This window comes from Bacillus sp. MYb56 (assembly GCF_002976445.1).
Classification (GTDB): Bacteria; Bacillota; Bacilli; order Bacillales; family Bacillaceae_G; genus Bacillus_A; species Bacillus_A mycoides.
The window spans coordinates 43,096-67,044 of record NZ_PCOH01000012.1; the positions used below are offsets into that span (position 1 = coordinate 43,096).

26 protein-coding genes and 1 riboswitch are annotated in these 23,949 nt (G+C 35.6%); of the genes, 10 read left to right on the forward strand and 16 right to left on the reverse strand.

Translation table 11 applies throughout. From position 1 onward, the window contains the following. Positions 1–439: 439 nt before the first annotated feature. From gapN to CQ058_RS15840, 5 genes are all read left to right on the forward strand, one after another. Positions 440–1,879 (forward strand): NADP-dependent glyceraldehyde-3-phosphate dehydrogenase, encoded by a 1,440-nt coding sequence (gene gapN, locus CQ058_RS15820; protein WP_002010835.1) that lies wholly within the window; start codon positions 440–442, stop codon positions 1,877–1,879. 177 nt (positions 1,880–2,056) lie between these two features. Beyond that, positions 2,057–2,238, forward strand: a riboswitch (Lysine riboswitch). A gap of 146 nt (positions 2,239–2,384) precedes the next feature. Continuing rightward, positions 2,385–3,809 carry an amino acid permease gene (locus CQ058_RS15825; RefSeq protein WP_002010833.1) on the forward strand — a complete coding sequence of 475 codons (1,425 nt, stop codon included), beginning with the start codon at positions 2,385–2,387 and terminating at the stop codon, positions 3,807–3,809. 60 nt (positions 3,810–3,869) lie between these two features. Next, positions 3,870–5,069 carry an ABC transporter permease gene (locus tag CQ058_RS15830; RefSeq protein ID WP_105589861.1) on the forward strand — a complete coding sequence of 400 codons (1,200 nt, stop codon included), beginning with the start codon at positions 3,870–3,872 and terminating at the stop codon, positions 5,067–5,069. A 282-nt stretch (positions 5,070–5,351) separates the two neighbouring features. Further along, positions 5,352–5,867, forward strand: a complete 516-nt coding sequence (locus CQ058_RS15835) for a type 1 glutamine amidotransferase domain-containing protein (protein WP_002029999.1) — start codon at positions 5,352–5,354, stop codon at positions 5,865–5,867. A 252-nt stretch (positions 5,868–6,119) separates the two neighbouring features. Next, the gene (locus tag CQ058_RS15840) at positions 6,120–6,323 is read left to right on the forward strand and encodes a hypothetical protein (RefSeq protein ID WP_002010828.1); all 204 of its coding nucleotides are present in this window, start codon (positions 6,120–6,122) and stop codon (positions 6,321–6,323) included. A gap of 51 nt (positions 6,324–6,374) precedes the next feature. Here CQ058_RS15840 and CQ058_RS15845 read toward each other — a convergent pair whose 3' ends face one another. After that, positions 6,375–7,637 (reverse strand): MDR family MFS transporter, encoded by a 1,263-nt coding sequence (locus CQ058_RS15845; protein WP_002188435.1) that lies wholly within the window; start codon positions 7,635–7,637, stop codon positions 6,375–6,377. 251 nt (positions 7,638–7,888) lie between these two features. Here CQ058_RS15845 and CQ058_RS15850 point away from each other — a divergent pair, with 251 nt between their 5' ends. Continuing rightward, on the forward strand, positions 7,889–9,628 hold the full coding sequence (locus CQ058_RS15850) for an SgrR family transcriptional regulator (RefSeq protein WP_105589862.1): 1,740 nt from the start codon (positions 7,889–7,891) through the stop codon (positions 9,626–9,628). Between the two features lie 32 nt (positions 9,629–9,660). Then, a complete protein-coding gene (locus CQ058_RS15855) occupies positions 9,661–10,179 on the forward strand; it encodes a hypothetical protein (RefSeq protein WP_002188432.1) in 519 nt (172 codons plus the stop codon). Positions 10,180–10,233: 54 nt separating this feature from the next. On the opposite strand, the gene CQ058_RS15860 is transcribed toward CQ058_RS15855, so the two are convergent. Then, positions 10,234–10,782 (reverse strand): NAD(P)H-dependent oxidoreductase, encoded by a 549-nt coding sequence (locus tag CQ058_RS15860; protein ID WP_002188431.1) that lies wholly within the window; start codon positions 10,780–10,782, stop codon positions 10,234–10,236. Between the two features lie 19 nt (positions 10,783–10,801). Further along, a complete protein-coding gene (locus CQ058_RS15865) occupies positions 10,802–11,341 on the reverse strand; it encodes an ester cyclase (RefSeq protein ID WP_105589863.1) in 540 nt (179 codons plus the stop codon). A gap of 169 nt (positions 11,342–11,510) precedes the next feature. Here CQ058_RS15865 and CQ058_RS15870 point away from each other — a divergent pair, with 169 nt between their 5' ends. Beyond that, positions 11,511–11,849 (forward strand): winged helix-turn-helix transcriptional regulator, encoded by a 339-nt coding sequence (locus CQ058_RS15870; RefSeq protein WP_002188429.1) that lies wholly within the window; start codon positions 11,511–11,513, stop codon positions 11,847–11,849. 53 nt (positions 11,850–11,902) lie between these two features. Here CQ058_RS15870 and CQ058_RS15875 read toward each other — a convergent pair whose 3' ends face one another. The 5 genes from CQ058_RS15875 to CQ058_RS15895 all read right to left on the reverse strand — a co-directional run bounded on the left by CQ058_RS15875 (position 11,903) and on the right by CQ058_RS15895 (position 15,558). Then, positions 11,903–13,105, reverse strand: a complete 1,203-nt coding sequence (locus CQ058_RS15875; protein ID WP_002140503.1) for an MFS transporter — start codon at positions 13,103–13,105, stop codon at positions 11,903–11,905. A 210-nt stretch (positions 13,106–13,315) separates the two neighbouring features. Then, positions 13,316–13,894, reverse strand: coding sequence for a TetR/AcrR family transcriptional regulator (locus CQ058_RS15880; RefSeq protein WP_002063960.1), 579 nt, complete (start codon positions 13,892–13,894; stop codon positions 13,316–13,318). 138 nt (positions 13,895–14,032) lie between these two features. Then, a complete protein-coding gene (locus tag CQ058_RS15885) occupies positions 14,033–14,347 on the reverse strand; it encodes a DMT family transporter (RefSeq protein ID WP_002063959.1) in 315 nt (104 codons plus the stop codon). Between the two features lie 2 nt (positions 14,348–14,349). After that, the gene (locus tag CQ058_RS15890; protein WP_002188428.1) at positions 14,350–14,706 is read right to left on the reverse strand and encodes a DMT family transporter; all 357 of its coding nucleotides are present in this window, start codon (positions 14,704–14,706) and stop codon (positions 14,350–14,352) included. 492 nt (positions 14,707–15,198) lie between these two features. Then, positions 15,199–15,558 (reverse strand): MerR family transcriptional regulator, encoded by a 360-nt coding sequence (locus tag CQ058_RS15895; RefSeq protein WP_002188427.1) that lies wholly within the window; start codon positions 15,556–15,558, stop codon positions 15,199–15,201. A 140-nt stretch (positions 15,559–15,698) separates the two neighbouring features. Here CQ058_RS15895 and CQ058_RS15900 point away from each other — a divergent pair, with 140 nt between their 5' ends. Next, a complete protein-coding gene (locus tag CQ058_RS15900) occupies positions 15,699–16,469 on the forward strand; it encodes an SDR family NAD(P)-dependent oxidoreductase (RefSeq protein WP_002188426.1) in 771 nt (256 codons plus the stop codon). A gap of 78 nt (positions 16,470–16,547) precedes the next feature. Here CQ058_RS15900 and CQ058_RS15905 read toward each other — a convergent pair whose 3' ends face one another. Together CQ058_RS15905 and CQ058_RS15910 are read right to left on the reverse strand one after the other, a co-directional pair. Continuing rightward, complete coding sequence (locus CQ058_RS15905; protein WP_002166324.1) at positions 16,548–17,003, reverse strand: N-acetyltransferase; 456 nt, start codon at positions 17,001–17,003, stop codon at positions 16,548–16,550. A gap of 290 nt (positions 17,004–17,293) precedes the next feature. Then, the gene (locus CQ058_RS15910) at positions 17,294–17,788 is read right to left on the reverse strand and encodes an Lrp/AsnC family transcriptional regulator (protein WP_002188423.1); all 495 of its coding nucleotides are present in this window, start codon (positions 17,786–17,788) and stop codon (positions 17,294–17,296) included. A gap of 205 nt (positions 17,789–17,993) precedes the next feature. On the opposite strand from CQ058_RS15910, the gene CQ058_RS15915 reads away from it, so the two are divergent. After that, positions 17,994–18,905, forward strand: coding sequence for a DMT family transporter (locus CQ058_RS15915; protein WP_105589864.1), 912 nt, complete (start codon positions 17,994–17,996; stop codon positions 18,903–18,905). A 33-nt stretch (positions 18,906–18,938) separates the two neighbouring features. Here the strand turns inward: CQ058_RS15915 and CQ058_RS15920 are convergent, their stop codons facing one another. From CQ058_RS15920 to CQ058_RS15945, 6 genes are all read right to left on the reverse strand, one after another. Further along, the gene (locus CQ058_RS15920; RefSeq protein ID WP_002087394.1) at positions 18,939–19,421 is read right to left on the reverse strand and encodes a PRK06770 family protein; all 483 of its coding nucleotides are present in this window, start codon (positions 19,419–19,421) and stop codon (positions 18,939–18,941) included. An 88-nt stretch (positions 19,422–19,509) separates the two neighbouring features. Then, positions 19,510–19,914, reverse strand: coding sequence for a nuclear transport factor 2 family protein (locus CQ058_RS15925; protein WP_105589865.1), 405 nt, complete (start codon positions 19,912–19,914; stop codon positions 19,510–19,512). Beyond that, complete coding sequence (locus CQ058_RS15930) at positions 19,914–20,714, reverse strand: MBL fold metallo-hydrolase (RefSeq protein WP_002125460.1); 801 nt, start codon at positions 20,712–20,714, stop codon at positions 19,914–19,916. The genes CQ058_RS15925 and CQ058_RS15930 overlap by 1 nt, the downstream gene beginning before the upstream one ends. 182 nt (positions 20,715–20,896) lie before the next feature. Beyond that, entirely contained in the window at positions 20,897–21,301 is a 405-nt protein-coding gene (locus CQ058_RS15935; protein ID WP_001077751.1) for a DoxX family protein, read from the reverse strand. Between the two features lie 152 nt (positions 21,302–21,453). Further along, positions 21,454–22,527, reverse strand: coding sequence for a DUF871 domain-containing protein (locus CQ058_RS15940; RefSeq protein WP_105589866.1), 1,074 nt, complete (start codon positions 22,525–22,527; stop codon positions 21,454–21,456). A 48-nt stretch (positions 22,528–22,575) separates the two neighbouring features. Beyond that, positions 22,576–23,940 (reverse strand): PTS transporter subunit EIIC, encoded by a 1,365-nt coding sequence (locus CQ058_RS15945; RefSeq protein ID WP_000711310.1) that lies wholly within the window; start codon positions 23,938–23,940, stop codon positions 22,576–22,578. Between the last annotated feature and the right edge of the window lie 9 nt (positions 23,941–23,949).

Consider the following 23,949-nt stretch of genomic DNA (forward strand, 5'->3'; position numbering starts at 1 on the left):
GCATAAAAGCGTACGTTACGATATACGCAACGTACGCTTCTCATAAGACAAAAAGGTCCTATATATCCGCACGGGTTGCGTAATGATATGAATGTTTTCCGCCATTTAACAGAGCTAAGCCCATTACATTTACGATTACAATCATTACGCACACCCCCTTCATTTATTTTCCATTTATAATCTTACAACTTTATTGAGTATTCTGTCAATTGTTTTTTTCGCTTTAGAATAAAATAATCTTTTATCACAAAAAATAAAAGTGATGCATTCTACTTATAATTCAGTTTGAAATAAGGGAATCTTCTGTAAGAAAGGGCATACAAAATAAAAAAATAGTAAGAAATCGTTTTCACAAACATTTCATTTGAAAAATATTATCAAACCACCTACAATCACCTTATACTCACTCTTACAAGTTGCTATTTTAGGAGGACTAATCATGACAACTAGCAATACGTACAAATTTTATTTAAACGGAGAATGGAGAGAAAGCTCTTCAGGTCAAACAATCGACATTCCATCTCCATACTTACACGAAGTAATTGGGCAAGTACAAGCAATTACGCAAGGAGAAGTAGATGAAGCAATTGCATCTGCAAAAGAAGCTCAAAAATCATGGGCTGAAGCTTCTCTACAAGATCGCGCAAAATATTTATATAAATGGGCTGATGAGCTCGTAAATATGCAAGATGAAATTGCCGATATCATTATGAAAGAAGTCGGTAAAGGCTATAAAGATGCGCAAAAAGAAGTCGTTCGTACAGCTGACTTAATTCGTTACACAGTTGACGAAGCACTTCACATGCACGGTGAAAGCATGATGGGTGATAGCTTCCCTGGTGGCTCTAAATCTAAACTTGCGATTATTCAGCGCGCACCACTTGGTGTTGTATTAGCAATTGCACCATTTAACTACCCAGTAAACTTATCTGCTGCAAAACTTGCACCAGCACTTATTATGGGTAACGCTGTTATCTTCAAACCAGCAACTCAAGGTGCAATTAGCGGTGTTAAAATGGTTGAAGCACTTCATAAAGCTGGCCTTCCAAAAGGTCTTGTAAACGTAGCTACAGGACGCGGTTCTGTAATTGGTGACTACTTAGTAGAACATCCTGGCGTAAATATGGTATCGTTCACAGGTGGTACAAATACAGGTAAACATTTAGCGAAAAAAGCTGCGATGATTCCACTTGTATTAGAACTTGGTGGTAAAGATCCTGGTATCGTTTGTGAAGATGCAGACTTACAAGAAGCTGCAAAGCATATCGTAAGCGGTGCATTCTCTTACTCAGGTCAACGTTGTACAGCTATTAAGCGTGTACTTGTACATGAAAATGTAGCAGACGAACTAGCTGGCTTATTAAAAGAGCAAGTAGCTGAACTATCAGTTGGATCTCCAGAACAAAACAGCACAATCGTTCCATTAATCGACGACAAATCTGCTGACTTCGTTCAAGGTTTAATTGACGATGCTGCTGAAAAAGGTGCAACAATCGTTATCGGTAACAAACGTGAGCGCAACCTAATTTATCCAACATTAATCGACAACGTAACAGAAGAAATGAAAGTTGCTTGGGAAGAGCCATTTGGCCCAATCCTTCCAATCATCCGTGTTTCTTCTGACGAACAAGCGATTGAAATTGCTAACAAATCAGAGTTCGGTCTGCAAGCAAGTGTCTTCACAAAAGACATTAACAAAGCATTTGCAATTGCTAACAAAATCGACACTGGTTCTGTTCAAATTAACGGACGCACAGAGCGCGGCCCTGACCACTTCCCATTCATCGGTGTAAAAGGTTCAGGTATGGGCGCACAAGGTATTCGTAAGAGCCTTGAGTCTATGACTCGTCAAAAAGTAACTGTATTAAACTTAGTTTAATCTTATATGTAGCAGCTGATCTAATATTTAGGTCAGCTGCTTTTTAGTTAAAACTCTCCAGGACCTAATAACAAATTCTTCTCTATAATCTGATTATTACTATATCCATTGACGTATAAAAATACATTTGTTACTCTTAAACATGTTAATTTAATACATAAATCCTCATTCGTATCTCGGTGAGGTAGAGGTTGCAGTCATTAAGAGTATCATTTCAGGAGATGTAGTGGCATTGATGAAGAAATGAGAAAGGAATGATTGCCGAAGTAAGTCGTGTCCACCACACACGCTTGCTGGGTCTGCATTTAATAAGTGCAGAACTGTCACAAACGTTCCGTTTGTGGAGAGCTATCGAGAGGTATGTCGTGGGTTTCTTATAAGATAGAAAGCATGTAGCGGCAAATTACGTGCTTTTTTTGTTTTGTTTGGACCTTCTCTTCCTTATCAGGAAGACATACATATCTCCTCGCTTGACTTGGTTATACTAACTTTGGAGGTATTTTCTATGCAACAAAAAAAATGGGGCTTTTGGGTACTAACAGCTTTCGTTGTCGGTAACATGGTTGGCGCTGGTATTTTCATGGTGCCAAGTACGTTAGCACAAACAGCAAGCCCACTCGGTGTCACTTTAGCTTGGTTAACAACAGGGTTTGGTGTTTTAATGCTAGCTCTTGTTTTCGGTAATTTAGCAATTCGTCGTCCTGATTTAACGACAGGACCACAAAGTCATGCATATGCTTTATTCTCAACACCAAAAAGAAAGAAAATGGCTGGTTTCAGCATGGTATGGGGATATTGGGTTGCAAACTGGGCAAGTAACGTTGCCATTATTACATCTTTCGCGGGATATTTATCGCTCTTCTTCCCAATTATGAAAGATACACGACTACTATTTTCAATTGGCTCTTTCAATATAGAAGTTGGAAAACTAATTACATTTACTATTTGTTCCATCTTACTTTGGGGAACACATTTAATTTTAACAAACGGTGTAAGCGGAGCTGGGAAGCTAAACTTCTTAGCAACAACAACGAAAGTAACTGGATTCCTTCTATTCATCGTCGTTACGTTATTTGCGTTCGAAGCTTCAAAATTTGGACAATGGTACACACCAATGATCGATAAAGAAGGCGTATCACACGGTCTACTTTCACAAGTAAACTTAGCTGCTCTTACAACACTTTGGGCATTTATCGGGATTGAATCAGCCGTTCTTTTATCAAACCGAGCTACCTCTCCAAAAACGGTAAAACGCGCAACTGTTGCAGGATTACTTATCACAGTTGCAATTTACTTAGGAATTACAATTTTAACAATGGGTGTACTTCACGTTGATAAATTACAAGCTTCTGAACGTCCATTAGCAGATGCATTAAACGCTGCAATGGGTCATGGCGGCGGGAAACTTATGGCATTACTTGCTCTTACTTCCCTATTCGGTTCAATATTAGGCTGGATTTTATTAAGCTCAGAAGTACCTTATCAAGCAGCAAAAGAAGGTTTCTTCCCTTCCTTCTTCGCAAAAACGAATAAAAAAGGAAGTCCAATTCATTCACTACGATTAACAAACATTATGTCGCAAGTGTTCTTATTCTCAACATTATCAGGAACAATTGCGGAAGCTTATACATTCGTTATTACCGTATCAACACTGGCCTACCTCATTCCATATCTCGTTTCACCAATCTTCCAGTTAAAACTAGTCGCAACTGGTGAAACATATAAAAATGAAATGGGTTCAAGAATTATGGATGGTGTAGTTGCAGTTATCGCACTTTGCTATGCACTATGGGTTATTAAAACCGGCGCATCCGATATAAAAACATTTCTTCTCGGAATTGGTTTATTCGGGATTGGCTTTGCCTTCTATCCATTAATGAATCGTGATCAGAAAAAAAATAAAGAAAAGAAAAACGAGCAAGTTGCGTAACGCAATTTGCTCGTTTTTTACTTTATAAAACATATATAATAGAAAAAAGAGGTGAAAAACATGTCAATCGAATCACTATGGAGCTCTCGCTTTCAACAACATATTCAAAATGCTATCACATACTTTGCACGTATGATTAACGGTTTACTATATAGCTTCATCTTCGTCTCATGTGTAGGTGCATATTATTACGCTAAGTTTCTTAAAACGGATCCTTCTAAAGGAATATCTTTATTACTCATCACGATCGTACTTACACTCATTATAACGAGATGCCAAGTTCGCACATTTATTCAAAAACCGGACGCTGTCTATTTACTTGCATTAGAAGAGAAATTAACATCTTATTTTAAAAAATCTCTTCTATATAATTACATCATTCAGCTTTTCCCGCTTATATTTACGTTCCTTGTTATCGTACCGCTTGCCATGCAATCATTACAACTAACCGTACCTTTCTTATGTACAATCTTTATAATTTTAATGATTCTAAAGGGCTGGAACATATACATACATTGGATGTGGCGTGATAGTTATGAAAAAAGCATATGGTTTATCATTCGCATTACTTGTAACGCCCTGATCATTTACATGCTGTTTTATACTGCAAATGTGATCGTGTTAGGCGGACTACTCTTACTTCTTGCTTTCCTACTTCTATACACGAAGAAACAACCTACAAAACGAATACCGTGGGATTACATAATCGAACAAGAAGAAAAAATGGACGTTCGTTTCTATCAATTTGCTAGCATTTTCACCGATGTTCCGCAACTAAATAAGCAAGTAAATAAAAGAAAATGGCTTACAAATTGGATTGAACCTTTATTACATAAAAAACGAGCAACTTTCTTCTATTTACATACACTAGCATTTTTACGCGGTAATGATTATTTCGGTATATATATTCGCTTAGGGTTGATCGGTACTTTCGCTCTATATTTTATTCCGAATATATATGTAAAAGGTGCTATCGCTTATATCGTCCTATATATGATTTCTATGCAGCTTCGTTCTCTGTGGAAATATTTTTCAGGAAATATTATTGTAGCATTATATCCAATTGATACTGAAAAACGAATGAATCAATTTCTCCGCTTAATTTTCATATTGCTAAGCATTCAACTCATTGTATTTTCAAGTATTATACTCATTGCTACAGGGCAATTTTCACATAGTCTTATCATTATGATTATCGGGTTAATCTGGATCAAATTTATTATTGTACCAAAAACGAAGCAACGCGTTTCTTCGTTTTAACGAAAAGAATTATCTTAAAAGCCAAGGAGAAAATAAATTACCTCCTTGGCTTTTTTATTTTTCTTCCTCAAACAAGAATCACTGAAACAACCGATATTTTATGATTTTTACATACAAAAACGATAATACATGTTTACGTCCTAATAAAAAGGGTATTTATTAAATTAACAGGGCAAAGGAACTGGAGGGAATGAAAAAATATGAATTAAGGTTTCACTTTATAAAAGGCGTTGCTCAAGGACGATTCTGGAACCGATTATATAATATAAGGAGCTGATTGCAATGAGTAAAAAAATTGCTATTTTAATAACGGATTATTTCGAGGACACAGAATACACAGAGCCAGTAGAAGCTTTTAATCAAAAGGGATACGAATTAACAACTATTGAAATGGAAAAAGGTAAAACGGTACACGGTAAACAAGGAAAAAGTGAAGTCGTAATTGATAAAAGTATTGATGATGTTTCTCCAGAGAACTTTGATGCCCTCTTTATACCAGGCGGATTTTCCCCAGATATACTTCGTGCAGATGAACGTTTTGTTCGCTTTAGCAAAGCATTTATGGATGCGAAAAAACCTGTTTTTGCTATTTGTCACGGCCCCCAATTACTCATCACTGCACAAACACTTGAAGGACGCGATGTGACTGGATATAAATCCATTGCGGTCGATTTGAAAAATGCCGGTGGAAATTTTCATGATAAAGAAGTGGTTGTATGCCAAAATCAGCTAGTAACAAGTAGACAACCAGAGGACATCCCAGTGTTTATTGAAGAATCATTGCGTATATTAGGATAGTTATTATAGGTTAACCAAAGTAGTTAAATAACTACTTTGGTTAACCTTTTTATTTGTAAAAACCAAAATTAACACCATATGAAACATTTCTTCATCTTTAATGATTTTTTGAGACAGCCTCTTTTTTTCGTCCCCAAATTTCTAATCACTTTTCATAGGCAGTTCTCATATAGTGAAAATGACTATATAATTCCTATCCATAAGTTAAATAATGATTTTACACATATAAATAAAAAAGATAGGAGCTCTATTATGAACAACAATCCACCTGCAACGCCCCAAAACAACTCAGAAGAAAATAGCCGTGACATTAAATTGCAAACATTACGTGTCATCGGACTCATCGTCCTTATTAGTGGTTATATCCTCGTCGCTCTCTCAGAAGTAGGTGAGCTGAAAACCTTATTAACAAACCCTAACGCCAATCCTGATTTAGCTGAAGTTGATCCGTTTTAAAAATTATATAAAAAGCGAGTCCCAGTATAACTGGTTCGCTTTTATATAGTTTCATCCAATCTGAGAAACATTTCCTTCATTCTGATACTTCTCTTTCCCTATCGCCTTCATAAATAATAAAATACTGCTCATACCAACGATGAAATATAGAGTGCTCATGCCCCAAGATGCAATAAATGAACCTAACATAACTCCTAATGCACCGTTCATTTTCGCCACTTGAAAGACCATTCCGTTAATCGCCATATATGAACCTCTTGCCTCATCCGGCACCATGTCCGCCATTATAGATTGACGAACTGGCACATACATCATCTCTCCTACAGTTTGGAAAAGCCCTGCGATTAATAAGATCCATAAACTATTGCTCGTTCCGAGTATTGTAAATCCAATTGTATAAATGAACAAACCTACATATAAGATTTTCAAATCATTGAATCTTTTCAGCATTTTAATAAGAAGCGCTGAACATAACACAACTAAAATTGTATTCTCTGCCGATATCCAGCTGAGCATTCGAATACCTGTTAAATCGAATGTAAAACCATTCCCAAAGAAAAAGTGCACCGTTTCAAATTCCTTCTGTAAACGTATCCCTAAATAATTATTAATTTGAAACTCTAACGATAGTGTACATATACTTGCTGCACAAAAAATTAAAAACGCTCTATCTTTCATCACGACTTTATAACTATCTGCCATATCTTTTAATACATTTTTCTTCTCCACCGTTTTTCGTGCCACATACACTTCTTCCATATATACAGCCATCACATATAAAGTAATAACTGCAATAACTGTTAATCCGATAAACAATTGCAATCTATAGTTCTCAAATAGTAATCCGCCAAATATTGCTCCAATCGCAATTGATAAGTTAATAGCCCAGTAGTTAATGCTGTACATCACTTTTCGATTTTCAGGTGTACTCACATCTATTAACATCGCTTCCGTCGCTGGATTCATAAGTCCAGATCCTAAACTATTCACTAACATAAACACAAATGTTAGCCACGGTGAATCTACATAATCTGAGTTCGCAACTCCCATACAAGCTATGGAAACGACTTGTATACTTTGGCCGATAATCATTACTTTTTTACGACCGAGCCGATCTCCAACATACCCACCATATAAACCGATAATTAATGCAGCTAGCACATTGATGAGTAATAAAGCACCAGCAATCGCACTACCTAACTTTATTGAAAAGTAAATTGCCATAAATGGAAAAATCATTGTGGATACAGTGCGTGTTAAAAACGAAGTTATAATTCTAATTTTTATATTTCGGTGCATACTCCAAAATCCCATTGTTTCCCCCTCCTTATGCTTATTCATTTTACTTTGAAAAAGAGGAAGAAAAAGGTTAGAATATTCTAAAGAGTTTCCCCTTTTATCCCGCATTAACGGGCAGTAAGACCCCCACCTCAAAATTCAGCGAAAGCAAAGAAGTTAGATGGGGATCAACTGCCCGTAAAAGCCCGATTAGTGAAGGCTAATAATCAGTGGGGGGCGTCCCCCACTGATTAAAGTTTCACTTTATTATAGAAGGAAGTGTATATATGAAAATTATGGACTATTACATTCGTTTAAGATTACATGCACAAGACCAACAGCATATACGAAATAGCTTACAAGAATTAGCGGATGTTTTATATTGCAGTACGAAAAACGTAAAGATTTTATTAAAGAAAATGAACGAGGAGCAATTCATTAAGTGGACACCAGGGCGTGGTCGCGGAAATAAAACAGAAATTATATTTGCACATACTTTAGCAGAAGCGATTGAATCCTATACAGATGAACTGTTGACCCAAGAAAAATTAAAAGATGTCTTTCTTCTTTTAAAAGAGCCCCTTCCTCTTGCAATTCAAAAAAAGATAGAAAATAAACTACATCATCATTTTGGATACGAACCTTCAAATGATATGTATGACATATTGAAGATCCCTATATCAAGAAAGATATTACCATTAGATCCCGCTTTTACGGCTGTAACAACAGAGGGTCATCTTATTAACCAAATTTTTGATACATTAGTCATTTATAACGATATTACAGAAAAAATGGAACCACACATTGCACATACGTGGGAATTAAGCGAAGACGGGCTTACGTGGACGTTTCATTTACGAAAAGATATATATTTTCATAACGAAACTGTTCTAACTTCTAAAGATGTACAATTTTCATTTGAAAGATTGCAGCAAGCTCAATCTCCTTACGCATGGTTAACACAGGAAATTGTTCAAATTGAAACACCATCACCACTGCAAATACGATTTCATTTAGCAAAACCTAACGTTTTTTTCTTACGTTATGTGAGTTCCATTCAACTCGCGATTTTACCACATGATGCAGTCATTCAAAATCATCATTATGTAGGTACTGGACCTTTCAAACTTGCTCATTACTCTGAAGACAATATCGTCCTCGAAGCGTTCACCCACTATTTTAAAGAGCGCGCGTTACTAGAGCGTATTGAATTTTGGGGTATTCCTGATCATGTGCAAATAGATGCTGATTATGAACTACCAAATGAAGAAGAAAATGAAAGACATAATATACAAATAGAAGAAATAGGTTGTATTTATGCTAGCTTCAACTTTACAAAACCTGGTCCTCATCACGACATGTACTTTCGAAAAGCTTGGAGAGAACTATATGACGTTGAAACGATACTTCGTAGCATAGAGGGTCGACGGACAATTGCTGCATCAAGCTTTTTTCCTGAAAGAAGCCGCCAAGCTACTAAAAGGTCCTACTCTTTAGAAAAAGCAAAAGCGTATTTAAAAAAGAGCACCTATAACGGAGAAACGATACATATTTATTTCTTCGCATTTAAAGATAGTGAAAATGACGCACATTTCCTAAAAGAACGGTGTGAAAGTTTAGGTATACAAGTAGAGCTTCACCCATTTCTCGTTTCAGATTATATGGATCGTTCTATTGATAAACATGCGGATATTATTTTCATGGGGGAAGTATTTGCTACCGATCATGAAATTGCATTTTTAAATGTATTTAAAAATAAAAGTTGCTTCGTAAATCGATTCATGGACCCACACTATGCAAAACAAATTAATTGTTTACTTGATACCTTTTTATTAGAAGACAATAAAGAAAAACGGTATAAGCTCATGTATGAGATTGAAGAGTTTTTACAAGCTGAAAACATCATTTTATTTAACTATCACGTTTTAAAAAGAAAAACATACCCTTCTTCTTTAAAAAACGTAACAATTGATTCATTCGGTTGGGCGAATTTTGCGAAGTTATGGATACAGCCATCCCCGCATTAAAATGTGAAGTTTTTTATAAAAGGAGAAGAACCATGAAAAGCAACCTAGAAAAAAGGCTTTCCTATCTATACACAGGTGAGTTATTTTCAGTCATTACTTTTATTTTCACAAGTTACTTACTTAATTATGCTTATCCTACGTTACATTTATATTCCTTATATTCTTTTTGGATCTCATTTCTTCTTTTAGAGTTTATCTTATTACAAGGAACACTTTACTGGTACGTAAAGTGGAAACGACTAAAAAAAGAGAAAACATCTGTTACACCCATTAGGATGATTCAATATTTAAAAATACTTAAAAAGATAAATATAGCATTACTTATCACGGGATTTATTACGTTTACTATTGATTTTGTAATTTGGTATCCCCACTTACCTTTAGGCGGGGTATCATTCACTCTATTTATTTATATTTTTGCATTACTTGAGTACATTAACTATTATCATACTCAGCTTTCATACGATAACATCTCTGATATTAAACATTTAATCAAATCAAAAAAACTAAAACCGTCCTGTATAAGTAAAGATTTTCAACGTATTTCATGAAAGAGAAGGTACTACATCCTTAGTAGTACCTTCTTCACATACAGATACAAACTATTATTTAATTACTCTATCTAAGTGATCTTTCAAGTTCAATAAATATTGCTCAATATCCGGATTTTTCACTACATCATAACAAGCAAAACTCTTTAACGGACTCATACCAAGAAACTTCTGCACACGATGTAAATGACTAAGTGCTGATTCTAAACTTTCTCCTTCAAAGAACTTCGTCTTATCTCCGAATGCTTTTTCAGGTGCATTCCAAGTTGTAGAAAACATATACTGCTTCTCTTTTAATAAACCACCTGTTCCGTATTCATCTGCACCTTTAAAGAACAAACCGTATTCATACACTTCATCCATATATGTTTTAAATAATCCCGGTACACTAAACCAGTAAATAGGTGTTTGATAAATTACAACATCAGCCCATAAAAACTTTTCTTGCTCTTCCTTAATACTGTATCCATCTTGAATCGTTGTTGTTTTCACATGATGATTCTCACTTAATACAGTTACCATATAATCAACTAACGTTCTATTTAATCGTCCTTCTTTCGTACCGTATTTTTCATGCCCATTTATAATGAATATATTTTTCATCACTTTTCTCTCCCTTATTTTACTCTTCAGCTATTAAGCCGAGTTGCTGCTTCAGCGTAAGATTATCTTCTAAATGCCAATCTTCCGTTATCTTTCCGTCTTTCACATGCAAAATATCAATTGCAAAAAAATTGATTTTCTTATCATTATGAGTTCCTGTAAAAGAAAGACGAGCTGTTACTTTATCACCAACCACTAATAAATCTTCAACTTCACAATGTATGTCTGGAACTACTTTACGAAAGTTTTGCGCCGCAAGCTTTAATCCTTCAGTGCCTTGTGGTCGACCTTTCGGCAGTGTGTTATCGAAAAAATTTTCAGTAACCGTCTGCGGAATAAGCTCCTCTTTACCTGTATCCCAAAATGCATAAAAACGCTGAGCTGCATGCACGATTTCTGTCGCTTCCTTTTTACTTAATGAAGAATCAATTGTCATTGCTTTTGGCTTCGGCATTTCCTTTAATAACTGAATTCCATTTTTTTGCTCAACACTACATGCTACAAGCACAATACAAATGACAAAAAAACTAAGAAACATAAACAACTTTTTCATACCCATGAAAATCACCTCCTCCTCATACAAACCCTTTGTATTTCGTATTGCTATTGTATATGCACTAACTTCCTTTATGGAAGTAGTGATATTTTTTTCATATAGTTACCAAAAGTATAGTTTTGTGATACGATAAGGAAAATTCATTCAAAAAATTTTTATGGAGGCTATTTCCATGAGCAATATAGATCCAGTTGTATTAACGAAAGGTTTACCTGGTATACCTTGTCCTATCGCTAAAACTCTTGACGTAATTAGTACAAAATGGACGTTTTTAATCATTCGCGATCTTCTTATCGAAGGAACATTAAGATTTAGCGATTTACAAAAATCAATGGATGGGATTAGTCCGAAAACTTTATCGCTTCGCCTAAAAGAATTGGAAACGCAAGGGATTATAACGAGAAAAGTATACCCAGAAGTTCCGCCTCGCGTAGAGTACACGTTAACGGATAAAGGAAAGCAATTAGAGGGGATATTTATTGAATTAAAGCGGTTTGGATTAAGTTTATAAACGAAAAGCCCCTTACCATAAAAATAGTAAGAGGCTTTTCGTTATTCACTACATTACTTCGCAAAACTTTGAGCTAGTTGTTTCTCTCTCCACATAAATGTAATGCCGAGACCAACGATTAAAACAACACCTGAAAATGCATATGGATAATTAATGTTTATATCAAATAATATTCCGCCCATCGCTGGTCCTGCGATATTTCCTAAACTCGTATACGTTGAGTTCATACCAGCAACGAATCCTTGCTCTTTTCCAGCTGCTTTTGATAAAAACGTCGTTAAAGCTGGACGAAGCAAATCAAATGCTAGGAAAATAAAGCAAGTAACGAGAAGTACAATCCAATAATTAAAGACTACAGTTGAGACGAATGCTAATACTGCACCTACAATTAAACATATTTGAATTAATACTTTCTCACCGAACATGTCAACCAATTTGCCAAACATAAATACTTGCACAACTACCCCAAAGATGGAGCTAATCGTAATAATTGCAGCAATATCTTTCGGTGTGAAACCAAACTTATGATCAGAGAACAGGCTAAACACAGTTTCATATGCTGATAATCCAAATGCGAGTACAAATACAATAATAAATGCGATTGCATACATTGGATTTAATGATTTCTTTAAATCTCCGATAAAGCTGGATTCTTTCGTATTAGCTGCAATCTCTGCAAGTTCTTCTTTCGTTAACGGCTCTTTCAAAATAAATATAGAAATCACGCATGCAACAAAGGCAATCACTGCTGCCACAAAGAACGGCACCCGTATACCGTATTCTGCAATAAACCCGCCGATTCCAGGCCCTATAATAAATCCGGTACTAATAGCCGCTGAAAGATATCCCATCGCCTTTGGACGTTCTTGAATAGAAGTAATATCAGCAACATATGCCGTAACACCCGGCATAATAAACGCGGCACTAATTCCGCCTAACACCCTAGCTGCATAAAGCATCCACACATCTGTACCTAATCCAAAAAGAAGCTCTGAAACACCAAAAATAAATAATCCAATGATTATCATTTTCTTCCTACCGTAAATGTCGACCCAACGACCCGTAATAGGTGAAGTAATAAGCTGCGCCATTGCAAACACTGCAACGAGATAACCCATCGTCTTTCCTGTTAAATTCATATCATTCATAAAGGACGGCATAACCGGAATGATTAATCCAATCCCTAAAAAAGCGATAAATATATTACTCAAAAGAATGATCAATACCATCTTTTGTTCTTTTATCGGTTTCTTCAATTTTTAACACCTCTTCCCGTAGTTCCTCTCAAAAATAATGCCCAAGAAGCTTTTTCTTTATCCTGCTATTTGTGGGCTCACACTGAGTAAAGATGTCCCCACTCATTAGAATTTCACTCTATCCTTCCACACATACATAAACACAGGGTGAATGACTATCATTCAGTTTCCCGCAGAAATGAACCTACCTTTTCAGACAGGTTCATCTTACTACTTCTTTATATGTAGTGCATGTGTTAAAAAATCTAGTACTTCTGCCTTTTGTAGCTCGACTTGCTCATCATCTTTATGATCATATAAATAAACTTGTTCCGCTGCTGATTCAACAAGAGCGATAAATAACTTCGCTGTTCGCTCAGCGTGAACCGAATCACGAATTTCACCTGATTCTTTTGCCTCACTTAAAAAGTCACTTAGCCATATATAAAGAGGCTCATATACAGCTTCCCATTCTTTTATATGTTCAGTTGATGCAAGGCCCGCATACATTAATGCTTGTATTTCACGATATTCAGCTATAAAGGTAAATACTGCATCTATTACTTGCTCAACTTTACTTGAAAAAGGTGAATCGTTCTGTACTTTTTCTTTCACTGCAAGTATCATCTTCTCAACCATCACTTCTGCTATTGCAGGCATAACAGATAACTTAGAAGGAAAATATAAATAGAAAGTTCCTTGTGCAATGCCAGCCAATTTCACGATATCAGAAATCTTCGTTTTTTCAACGCCCTTTTCCTGAAACACCTCAATAGCTGCATAGACAATTTTTTCTTTTTTATTCATCATCTAAACCCTTTCACACGCGTATTGAATGACTGTCACTCATTTTATAAAATAACTAGCTGTACTGTCAATCATCGTGCACTTTTCATAATAAAAATCTCCCAACAAATCGTTAGGAGATTTAACTTTAATATCCTTTTCTTATGAAAGAGCCTTTAATCCCGTAACTCCACATACGATAAGAGCTACACTAATCAAACGTGCCTTACTTTTCGATTCACCAAACAGAAACATATTTAATAAAACAGCTCCTGCTGTTCCAATGCCAATCCAAACCGCATAAGCTACACTTACTTGTAAGAACAAGAAAGATGTGTATAAGAATGCAAAGGAAGTTGCAAATCCACCTATATAAATCGCTCCATTTGTTAACGTCTTATCTTTACTATACATTTTAAGGCCTATCACACCGACTATTTCACTAATTGCAGCAAAAAATACGAAAATCCAACCCATTTTTAAGCAGCTCCTTTCACAATTTCTTCCGCGGTTTCTTCTTTATTATCAGCTAATTTTAAACCGATCACGCCCGCTACGACCATTACGATAAAGAATAGCTTTCCTAAACTGAAACTGCCGCCGAAAAGGAATACATCCATTAGGAAAGTACCAACCGTACCAGCTCCGGCAAACACAGCATATACAGTCCCTGTTGCAAGATGTTCGCACGCTTTCGATAGGAAGTAAAAATCAACAGCGATAACTCCTACAATAATGACCCAATGCCACCAAGTATGAGCTGTATTAAAACCAAACACCCAAAAGACTTCAAAAATACATGTTAATATGACATATAACCAAGCTTTATTTTTCATATCTCTCACCTTCTATTATTCACTGACTGACCGTCAGTCATTTTTAATTTAAAAAATATAATCTCACTCTAACTACTATTTAAAAAACCAATATCATCCTCATTTATCCTTATATTTGTTCCGTTATTAAGCTAACTACATATAAAAGTTGCTTATCTACACCCTTTCACAGAAAAAATGACTGAATGTCATTCATAAACATTCTACATGACCAATTGATAAAGTGTCAACACCCGGATTCTATTAACCAAAAAATATTTTAAATTTCTTAAATCCACATGAATATTTCTTAATAATCTGTCAATAATGGTAGTAACATAATATTTTCTCCATTCCCCCCTTGGAGATCCCTTTGAATCGAGCAGTTGCTTTTAGCTAACTGCTCTTTTTTAATTTATCGGCACATTATAATAAAATACTCATAGATAAATTCCAAAACAAAAACCTGTACTCCCTTTTCAACATGCAACAAAGAACGAAATATTTTGTACGCTATTTACTTTTCAACGAGTCTTTGTATGCAATAATTTTATTTTCGAGCATCTTCTCTGTAACTTCTAAATTTTCTCTTTGAATCTGAATAGATTTCCTATGATCTTCTAAGAGCTGTAAACGAGCTTCGGTTGTATGCTCCCCTTCTAAATATAATCTAGCATATTCTCTTATTTTCGCTATCGGCATTTGTGTTTGTTTTAATTTCATTACAAACTGCAACCACTTTATATGTGACTCTTCATACAATCTATTCCCATTTGCATCGCGATTTGCAATTAATATGTTCTCCTTTTCATAATAACGTAATGTATGTGTGCTCACTCCTAATAATTTAGCTACCTCGCTAATTGTGTACATAACCATTCTCCCTCCGCACGCCATTTACTCTCATATATTTTACTGCCTTATCCAAATTATAAAAAACATTTGACTTAGAGTATACTCTAACAAATACAATCTAACCATGATAAATTAATTTGAATTTAGGAGGCTTTTATATGAAATATACTGTTATTACTGGTGCTAGTTCAGGAATTGGCTATGAATCCGCTTTAGCCTTTGCATCTCGCGGAAAAAACTTAATACTTGTAGCTCGAAGACAAGCAGAATTAGAAGAATTAAAATTGAAAATTAACGAAATGCATCCGGAATTGGATGTTGTCATTCGAAGAACTGATTTATCAGTCACTGAAGAAGTTTATAAATTTTATGAAAGTCTACAAAGTTTTCAAATTGAAACGTGGATTAACAACGCAGGTTTTGGTAATTTCGCCTCAATTGCTGAACAAAATTTAAACAAGATAGAAACGATGTTGCATGTAAATATAGAAGCACTAACAATACTATCTTCCCTTTTCGTTCGAGATTATTCAATGACCGCAGGAACACAGCTTATTAACGTTTCATCAGGCGGTGGATACACGATTGTTGCTGATGCTGTTACGTATTGCGCTACGAAATTTTATGTAAGTGCATTTACAGAAGGACTATCTCACGAACTGAAAGAACAAGGTGCAAAACTACAAGCAAAAGTTTTAGCTCCTGCTGCAACTGAAACAGAATTCGCAAAACGTTCATTTGATATTGATGAGTTCCAATACGATAATGTTGTACCGAAATTCCACACTGCAAAACAAATGGCACAATTTATGCTCGACCTTTATGATAGCGATAAAGTTGTAGGGCTTGTCGATGGTTCTACGTATAACTATGAACTTAGAGATCCACTTTATAATTTTGCCGTGAGAAAAACGAATTCAAATTCCTAATACCATCTCATTTTGTATTAAAATATAGATACCCACTATTTCTTAAATAATAGTGGGCCTTTTTTCTCTCTAAAAATTTCATCCAACATACCGTATCATCGCCACCTCATCACAATAATTGACTTTTGGACAATGTCTACAATCAACCCATACTTTCTCTGGCAGCAATTCTTTATTTACAAAATCAAATCCACACTTTTGAAAAAATACTGTTTCATACGTTAAAGAAATCACTCTTTTTACATTTATTTTCGTCGCTTCCTCCATCACATGACTCACGAGCATACGCCCTATCCCTTTTCCTGCATATGTATGCGAAACTACTAACGATCGTACTTCTGCAAGGTCCTCTCCTAACACATGTAAACCAGCAACTCCAACGACTTCCTCTCCTTCTTTCATAACATATAAACATTGTAAATATTGATAGAGAGACAAAAGAGAACGCGGCAAAACAACTCCTTCTTTTGCATACATTTCAATGAGATTATAAATTTCTTTCACATCACTTGTAACCGCATTAAAGATTTTCATATTATATCCCCTTGCCCCAGTGTTAATATTTATAACATTATATGAATTTTAATTCATAATTTCATATAATAATACATCTCTCTTTTCTCTCCGTCAATCACTTTTCTGAATTTTATCCCGCATTAACGGGCAGTAAGACTCCCACCTCAAAATTCGGCTGAAGCAAAGAAGGTAGGTGGGAGATCAACTGCCCCTAAACGCCCGATTGGTGAAGGCTAATAATCAGTGGTGGATGAACAAAACCCCCACTGATTAAAGTTTCACTTTACACAAACAAAAAACCAAGCAACTTAATCGATGCTCGGTTCCTCATTTCGTATCGGCAATACCGTCGAATATTTAATTTCACGAAGTGCTAAACTCGTCTGTATCCGTGTAATACCAAGCTTGTTCAACTTTCTAATAAACTGCTCCAGTTCTTTACGATCACGATTCGCAACTTTTAATAAATAATCATACTCTCCTGTTAAACAGTGACATTCTAACACTTCAGGCATAGATTCTAATTCTCGTTCTAACACTTCCAGCTTTTCATACTGATGAATATTCGTACTCATAAAAATGAAACATAATAAATCAAATCCAAGCTTTTCTTGATTTAAAATTGCTACTTGCTTATCAATAAAACCTTCCCCATCTAACCTTTTTATTCGTGCATGCATCGCAGCTGGAGATAAATTAACACGGCGTGCAAGCTCTGCATTACTTACTTGTGATTCTTTCTGCAATATATCTAAAATTTTCACATCCAAATCATCAAGCACTTTAATAACAGATGACTCCATCAAAATTCCCCCTTTTTTCTTACCGACGATTATTCGAAGAAACATCTCATAACTTATATAAAAATGAATGTTTTTCTGTAAATAAGATTTCTAACGAAACATTTTATCGAGTTTTTACCATTATACAAAAGAATATATTAGATAATAAAGAAAAATGCTAAAATTATTTACAGTTCATTCTTATTTCAACAAAGGGGTTTTTAGTATGCCTTATTTTTACGTCTTTTTACTATTATTAACAAGCTTATTATGGGGAGGAAATTTTGTCGTTGGGAAATCACTTGTCGATCATGCGTCTCCGATGACACTGACAAGTTTAAGATGGATGATTGCGATTGTTTGTTTATTACCACTCGTATGGTTTAAAGAGAAGAAAATTATTCCACCGCGTGCTGCTATAATCCCGTTAGTAATTATGGGAATTACAGGCGTCGCTCTTTTCAACATTTTTCAATTTTTAGCATTAGAAAAAACATCCGCAACGAATGTAGGTCTTATTTCTACATTGAACGCTATTTCAATTGCATTATTTTCTGTGCTATTTCTAAAAGAAAAAGTAAATACGCTTCAAGTTCTTTCTATGATTCTTTCATTTTTCGGGGTCATCCTCGTTCTTTTAAAAGGAAACTTTGCTCTTTTATTTTCACTACATTTTAATAGCGGGGATTTATGGATGATTGCGGCTGTTTGTATTTGGGGAATCTATTCTGTTTGTAGTAAATGGGCTACAAAAACAACTACACCACTCATGGCAACATTATATTCTGGTATTTTCGGCGTTATTTTATTACTACCATTTAACATAGGAAGCTTCACTGTTTCCAATATTAATTCTTCTTTCATTACATCACTTTTATATACAGGACTCATTTCAACGGTACTTTGTATGGTGTTTTGGAATATTGGTGTACAGAAATTAGGCGCTACTACATCGGGGATTTTTCTAAATTTCAATCCAATTTTCACAGCTATTTTAGCATTTATTTTCCTTGGAGAAGAATTAACATGGATTCAAATTTCCGGTACAATCATCGTCGTGACAGGGTGTTATTTATTTTCTCATTTTAAAACTGTTTCTCCTCAGACGACTAGAGCTTTAGTACGAAAGCATTCTTAATGAAAAAACATCGCCACCAGAGTGGCGATGTTTTTATTTACCTTTCATTTCTTTCACATACTGTTTTTCTTCTTCTGGCGATAAACGTTCTGTTGCCTTTCCGGTATCACCACCTTGAATTTCCCACAAAAAGTTATGCTCCTCAACCGTCTGTGAAAAATCCCCTTTCTCCCAGCGCTCTAAAGTAGAAAGTAGCTTTGATTTATATTTAAAATTAGTACTGCTTTCTACTGCGTTCTTCGCACTACTAATTTCCTTATTTGTCATTTCGATAAATCCCCATTTCTCAGAGGATTTCACTTTTTGATGTACCATCCTATGCATTGTAGAAATAATTTCATCTTCACTAACTTGTGGCTTCTCTTCCTTTACTTTCTTCTCCTGTTGATCCATTACTTTTTGTACTTTAAGGCTCTTCTCCTCCTCCTCTATATAATTAAGAAGTTTAGTAACACCGAATACAGCTCCTACCGCAATTACAATCATTGTAATTGTCCCTATTATCCATTTTTTCATATTATGTACTCCCCATTCCCCCTAATAATTACATAAACAAATGGAATCGCCTGCACATAGTCGATTCCATTTGTTTCCTTATTTCATTTTAAGCCTTCATCGCTTCTCGTACAATGTAACTGTCCACATATTGCTTAAATTTCACGATTTTTCCATTTTCAAGCTGCCACACATGAACAAATTCCGCCTCAAATGATTTTCCCGTCTCTTTATAAACTCCTGAGTAAACACCTTCAGCAATAATCACATCTTTTCCGTTTACTTCATGGTACGTCTTTACACTCGCTTTATAATCATCCCATTCTGATCCTAAACGACTAAATACATTTTCCATTATAGCTTCTGTACCTATATACGTTCCGCCGTACGGAAAACCTTCTGCCTCTGTCCATTCCACTTTTTCAGAAAATGCTTCTGCTAAATGTTTTGCATTCGAAGAAGCTGATCCTTCATATGTGCTTCGAACAATTTCTAAATTTGTTTTTTGCTTCATTATTTTTTCACCCCAAACGCGTTTGCCGCTAAAACAAGTCCAATTTCTAACGCTTTAACGTGCGGGAACCGTTCCTTTATTGCCGTTTGAATTTCTTCACTTGAAGGATTTCCTGCAAGAACTTCATCAAATGCAACTAAATATTTACGAGTATGTTTAATCGCGTCTGCTGTATTTGGTACGTCATAATCACGATGACCCGCTACAACAATTTCAGGATGAAGATTTTCAAGTTCACTTAATGTTTCTAACCATTTATGACGAGCTTCAGCATCTGTTTCTAACGTCCATACGAAAGTATTGTTATAAACGATATCGCCTGTAACAACGGCTTTTAATGATGGAATCCATACATAACTATTATTCGGTGTATCACCTTGCAAACCACCTTTAATGATTAAATCATTTCCCTCTAAAATCAATTTCTCTTCTGTTAATTCCTCTGGAACAATTGGTTGATGAGGAACATTATGCCCAATAGATGGTTTCCACTGTTCCACTTTCTTCTCAAATGTGTTACGAATATCTTCAACAGTATTCCGTAATGCAACAATCTTCGCTTCTGGAAATGCTTCATGTAATACATTTAATCCAAAATAGTGATCTGGATGGAAATGAGTCACATAAATATGAGTTAAATTCTTTCCTGTTTCAATAATTTGAGCTGCTAAACGGTGCGCATCACTTAATAAAAATTGTGCATCGATAAGAATTGCATCTTTTTCTCCGTATACAATTGTGGATGTAACTTGAAATGCTTGCTCAGATCCTGTAAAAACCTCTAAATGTAATTTTGACATGTTATTTCCTCCACTTTTTATTTACTCTTTTATATTCCTTTATTCTTTAAGCTTTATTCTGGTTGTAACTAAGTTAGTTACAACCAGAATAAAAAAATATACGAATCATTTTATTACTAATCGACTTGATGTAATCATTATAGTTACACCAAGTCGTCAAGTCAACACTAAAAAAATAAAATTTACTTCGTTTTCATTACTTTCTCTTTTAAGAAGCGATCTACATATCCTTCTGCTTTTACAACGAATAAATACGCACCCATTGATAATAATGCAAGATCTAATTCATATCCCGGATTCTTTCCATCTCCTAATAAGCCTGCTGCTCCATTTACCTTTACGATAGCTCCAGCCAAAATAAGAGCGAATAACAATCCTACATACCTCACGCCTAAACCGATAATTAATAATATACCACCAACTAATTCAACTGTTGCTACGCCATATGCAAGACCACCTGGTAAACCGATGCTTGTAAACCATCCTGCTACGTTATCTATACCTGATTGAAACTTTGCTAAACCGTGTGCAAAAAAAGTAACTCCTAATACGATACGAATAATTAAATTACCAATATATTGATTCATTCTGAACTCTCCTTTTTTGTTTCGTTATGGTGAACATTTATTCACAAGACAAAACAATACGGTATTTCTTTTCATTCGTCAAATGCTTTTTTAAAGAAACAAAAAAACATTATCCTTTTTGCAGATAATGTTTTTTATAAAATAGTGCTAATTCAAGCTTTTACTCTATCACACAGAAAAAGTTGAAAGTTTTTTCCAGCACCAATATAAGGCAATAACGGCACGTCCTCTTCCACAACCATTCCGACAACATTCACTTTCTCATCTACAGGTAAATCATTTACAACAACTTGCATCTCCCCAGCATATCTACCGTACAATTCATTATCAATTGTAATACTGCCTCGTTTTCTTGAAATTGTATTCATCGGTTGTAATGCAACTTTATTTTCTTCGCGCGATTCTACAGAACGAATTACATCACGAGCCGGATCTAACCTATTTGTATGCACTTGCTCTACCACTTTTAATACTTCACTTGCATTTATAAATGACTCATATCGCACTGGAATAATCCCACCACTCGCACTCGAGATTTCTTGTACACTTTCTAAACTCCCGCTTATATCGCCAATTAAAACTTTATCAACAGCACAATCTTGCACAAGTTCTAAATATGCTTGAAGCGGGCGCATACTGCGATGTTTTTCTAAAGTTGGTAAACCCTCATATAACGGACCGCGTTTTTCACCATCTCCCGGAATAAACGCCATCGTTTTTATTCCGCACTCATGTAAATATTTATTTTGTTTTTGCAAAAACGACTTTGCTAGTCCTGTTTCTGGACGTGGATAAAAATTATGCCACGCTTCTACACGATCTACTCGTATATTTTCCGCAAGTAACTCTTTCCAAAATGATTCTGTAATCGTACTCGCATTTAAAGCTACCTTCATCTTATGAGATACACGTGCGATTTCTTTTGGCGTAATACCGTAATCCATTCGTAAACCAGTAATGCCCCAGTCTACTAACTCTTCGACATTTTCGTACGTCATACCTAAATGGTGTAACGATTTTGAAGAAACATCGACCATTAATTCCATTTCATTTTCAAGAGCCTGTTTCCCAAGTATTTGAATTAACTCTTTATACGTACCAGGATCATCCTCTGGTATATGAAGTGATGTAAAAATAGATGAAAACCCGTTTTCCTTCGCTACTTTTAGCCACTCTTCTTGCTTCTCTACTCGTTCTTTTGCAAGATAAATTGAAACTCCGATCATATGAATCTCCCTTTCTATGAATAGAAAAAGAGAAAGGAATCCCTTTCTCTATATGTTTTCTGCCATTTCTTCTTTGAATCCGAAGAAGTACGTAAAGATGAATCCGAACGTATATGCCACTACTAATCCAAGGAAATATAATAAATATTTATTATCAGCAATTAACGGAATTAATGATAATCCTGATACACCGATTCCGAGTGCGGCTGTTTTCATAACTGCTTGGAATGCACCGCCAACTGCTGCACCTAAACAAGCTGTAAGAAACGGTTTCCCAAGTGGTAATGTAACCCCGTATAATAACGGTTCGCCAATTCCTAAAAATCCAACTGGTAATGCACCTTTAATTACGTTACGAAGTCGTTTGTTTTTTGTTTTTACAAAAATCGCAATCGCTGCTCCTACTTGCCCAGCCCCAGCCATTGCTAGTACTGGTAATAAAGGCGTTACGTGCGTTTGATTAATAAACTCCATATGAATTGGTGTTAAACCGTGATGTAATCCGACCATAACGAGAGGTAAAAATGTTCCAGCAAGCACTGCTCCAGCAAATGCGCCACCAATACTTAAAATACCATTAATTCCGCTTGTAATTCCTTCAGATAAGAAACCTGCTACTGGCTGAATCGCTAACATCGTTACGATACTTACTACTAACACAGTAATGAGCGGTGTCACGATAATATCAACTGCATTTGGCACTGCTTTTCGAACTTGTCTTTCTACTACAACCATAAGCCATGCTGCAAAAATAACTGCAAACAATCCGCCCCGTCCGGGTACGAGCGCTTCACCGAATAATTTTACATTCGCCATCGCTGGGTTGAAAATTAAAATACCTGCAATTGCCCCAAGAACTGGTGTCCCGCCAAATTCTTTCGCTGTATTCCAACCGACTAAAATTCCTAAGAATGTAAAGATACCGCCGCCAATAAGTAGTAGCATTTGTAGCCACGTTGCATTCGGGTCAGCACCTGCGTTTTTCGCAAAGTTAGCAACCCCATTTATAATTCCTGACGCAACAAGCCCCGGAATTAGCGGAATGAAAATACTTCCTATTTTTCTTAAAAAGTTTTTCACTGGTGTATTATTTTTCTTCTTAATCTCTGACTTCATCTCTTGCCCAAGATCTTCAAGGTGGTGATCTGCCACCTCACCAATTCGCAGTCCCGTTAAACCTTCCATCTCAGCTGCTACTTTATTTACTGTCCCTGGTCCAACAACAACTTGAAGCGTCTCATCTTCAATAACGCCCATAACCCCTTCAACCTTTTTCAAAAGGTCCATATTCACTTTACTTTCATCATGAAGCGTTAATCGCAGTCTCGTCATACAATGAGCAATGCCACGAATATTTTTTACTCCCCCAAGTTGCTCTGAAATCTCTTTGGCCATTCTCTCTTCTTTCTTCATAATAGAATC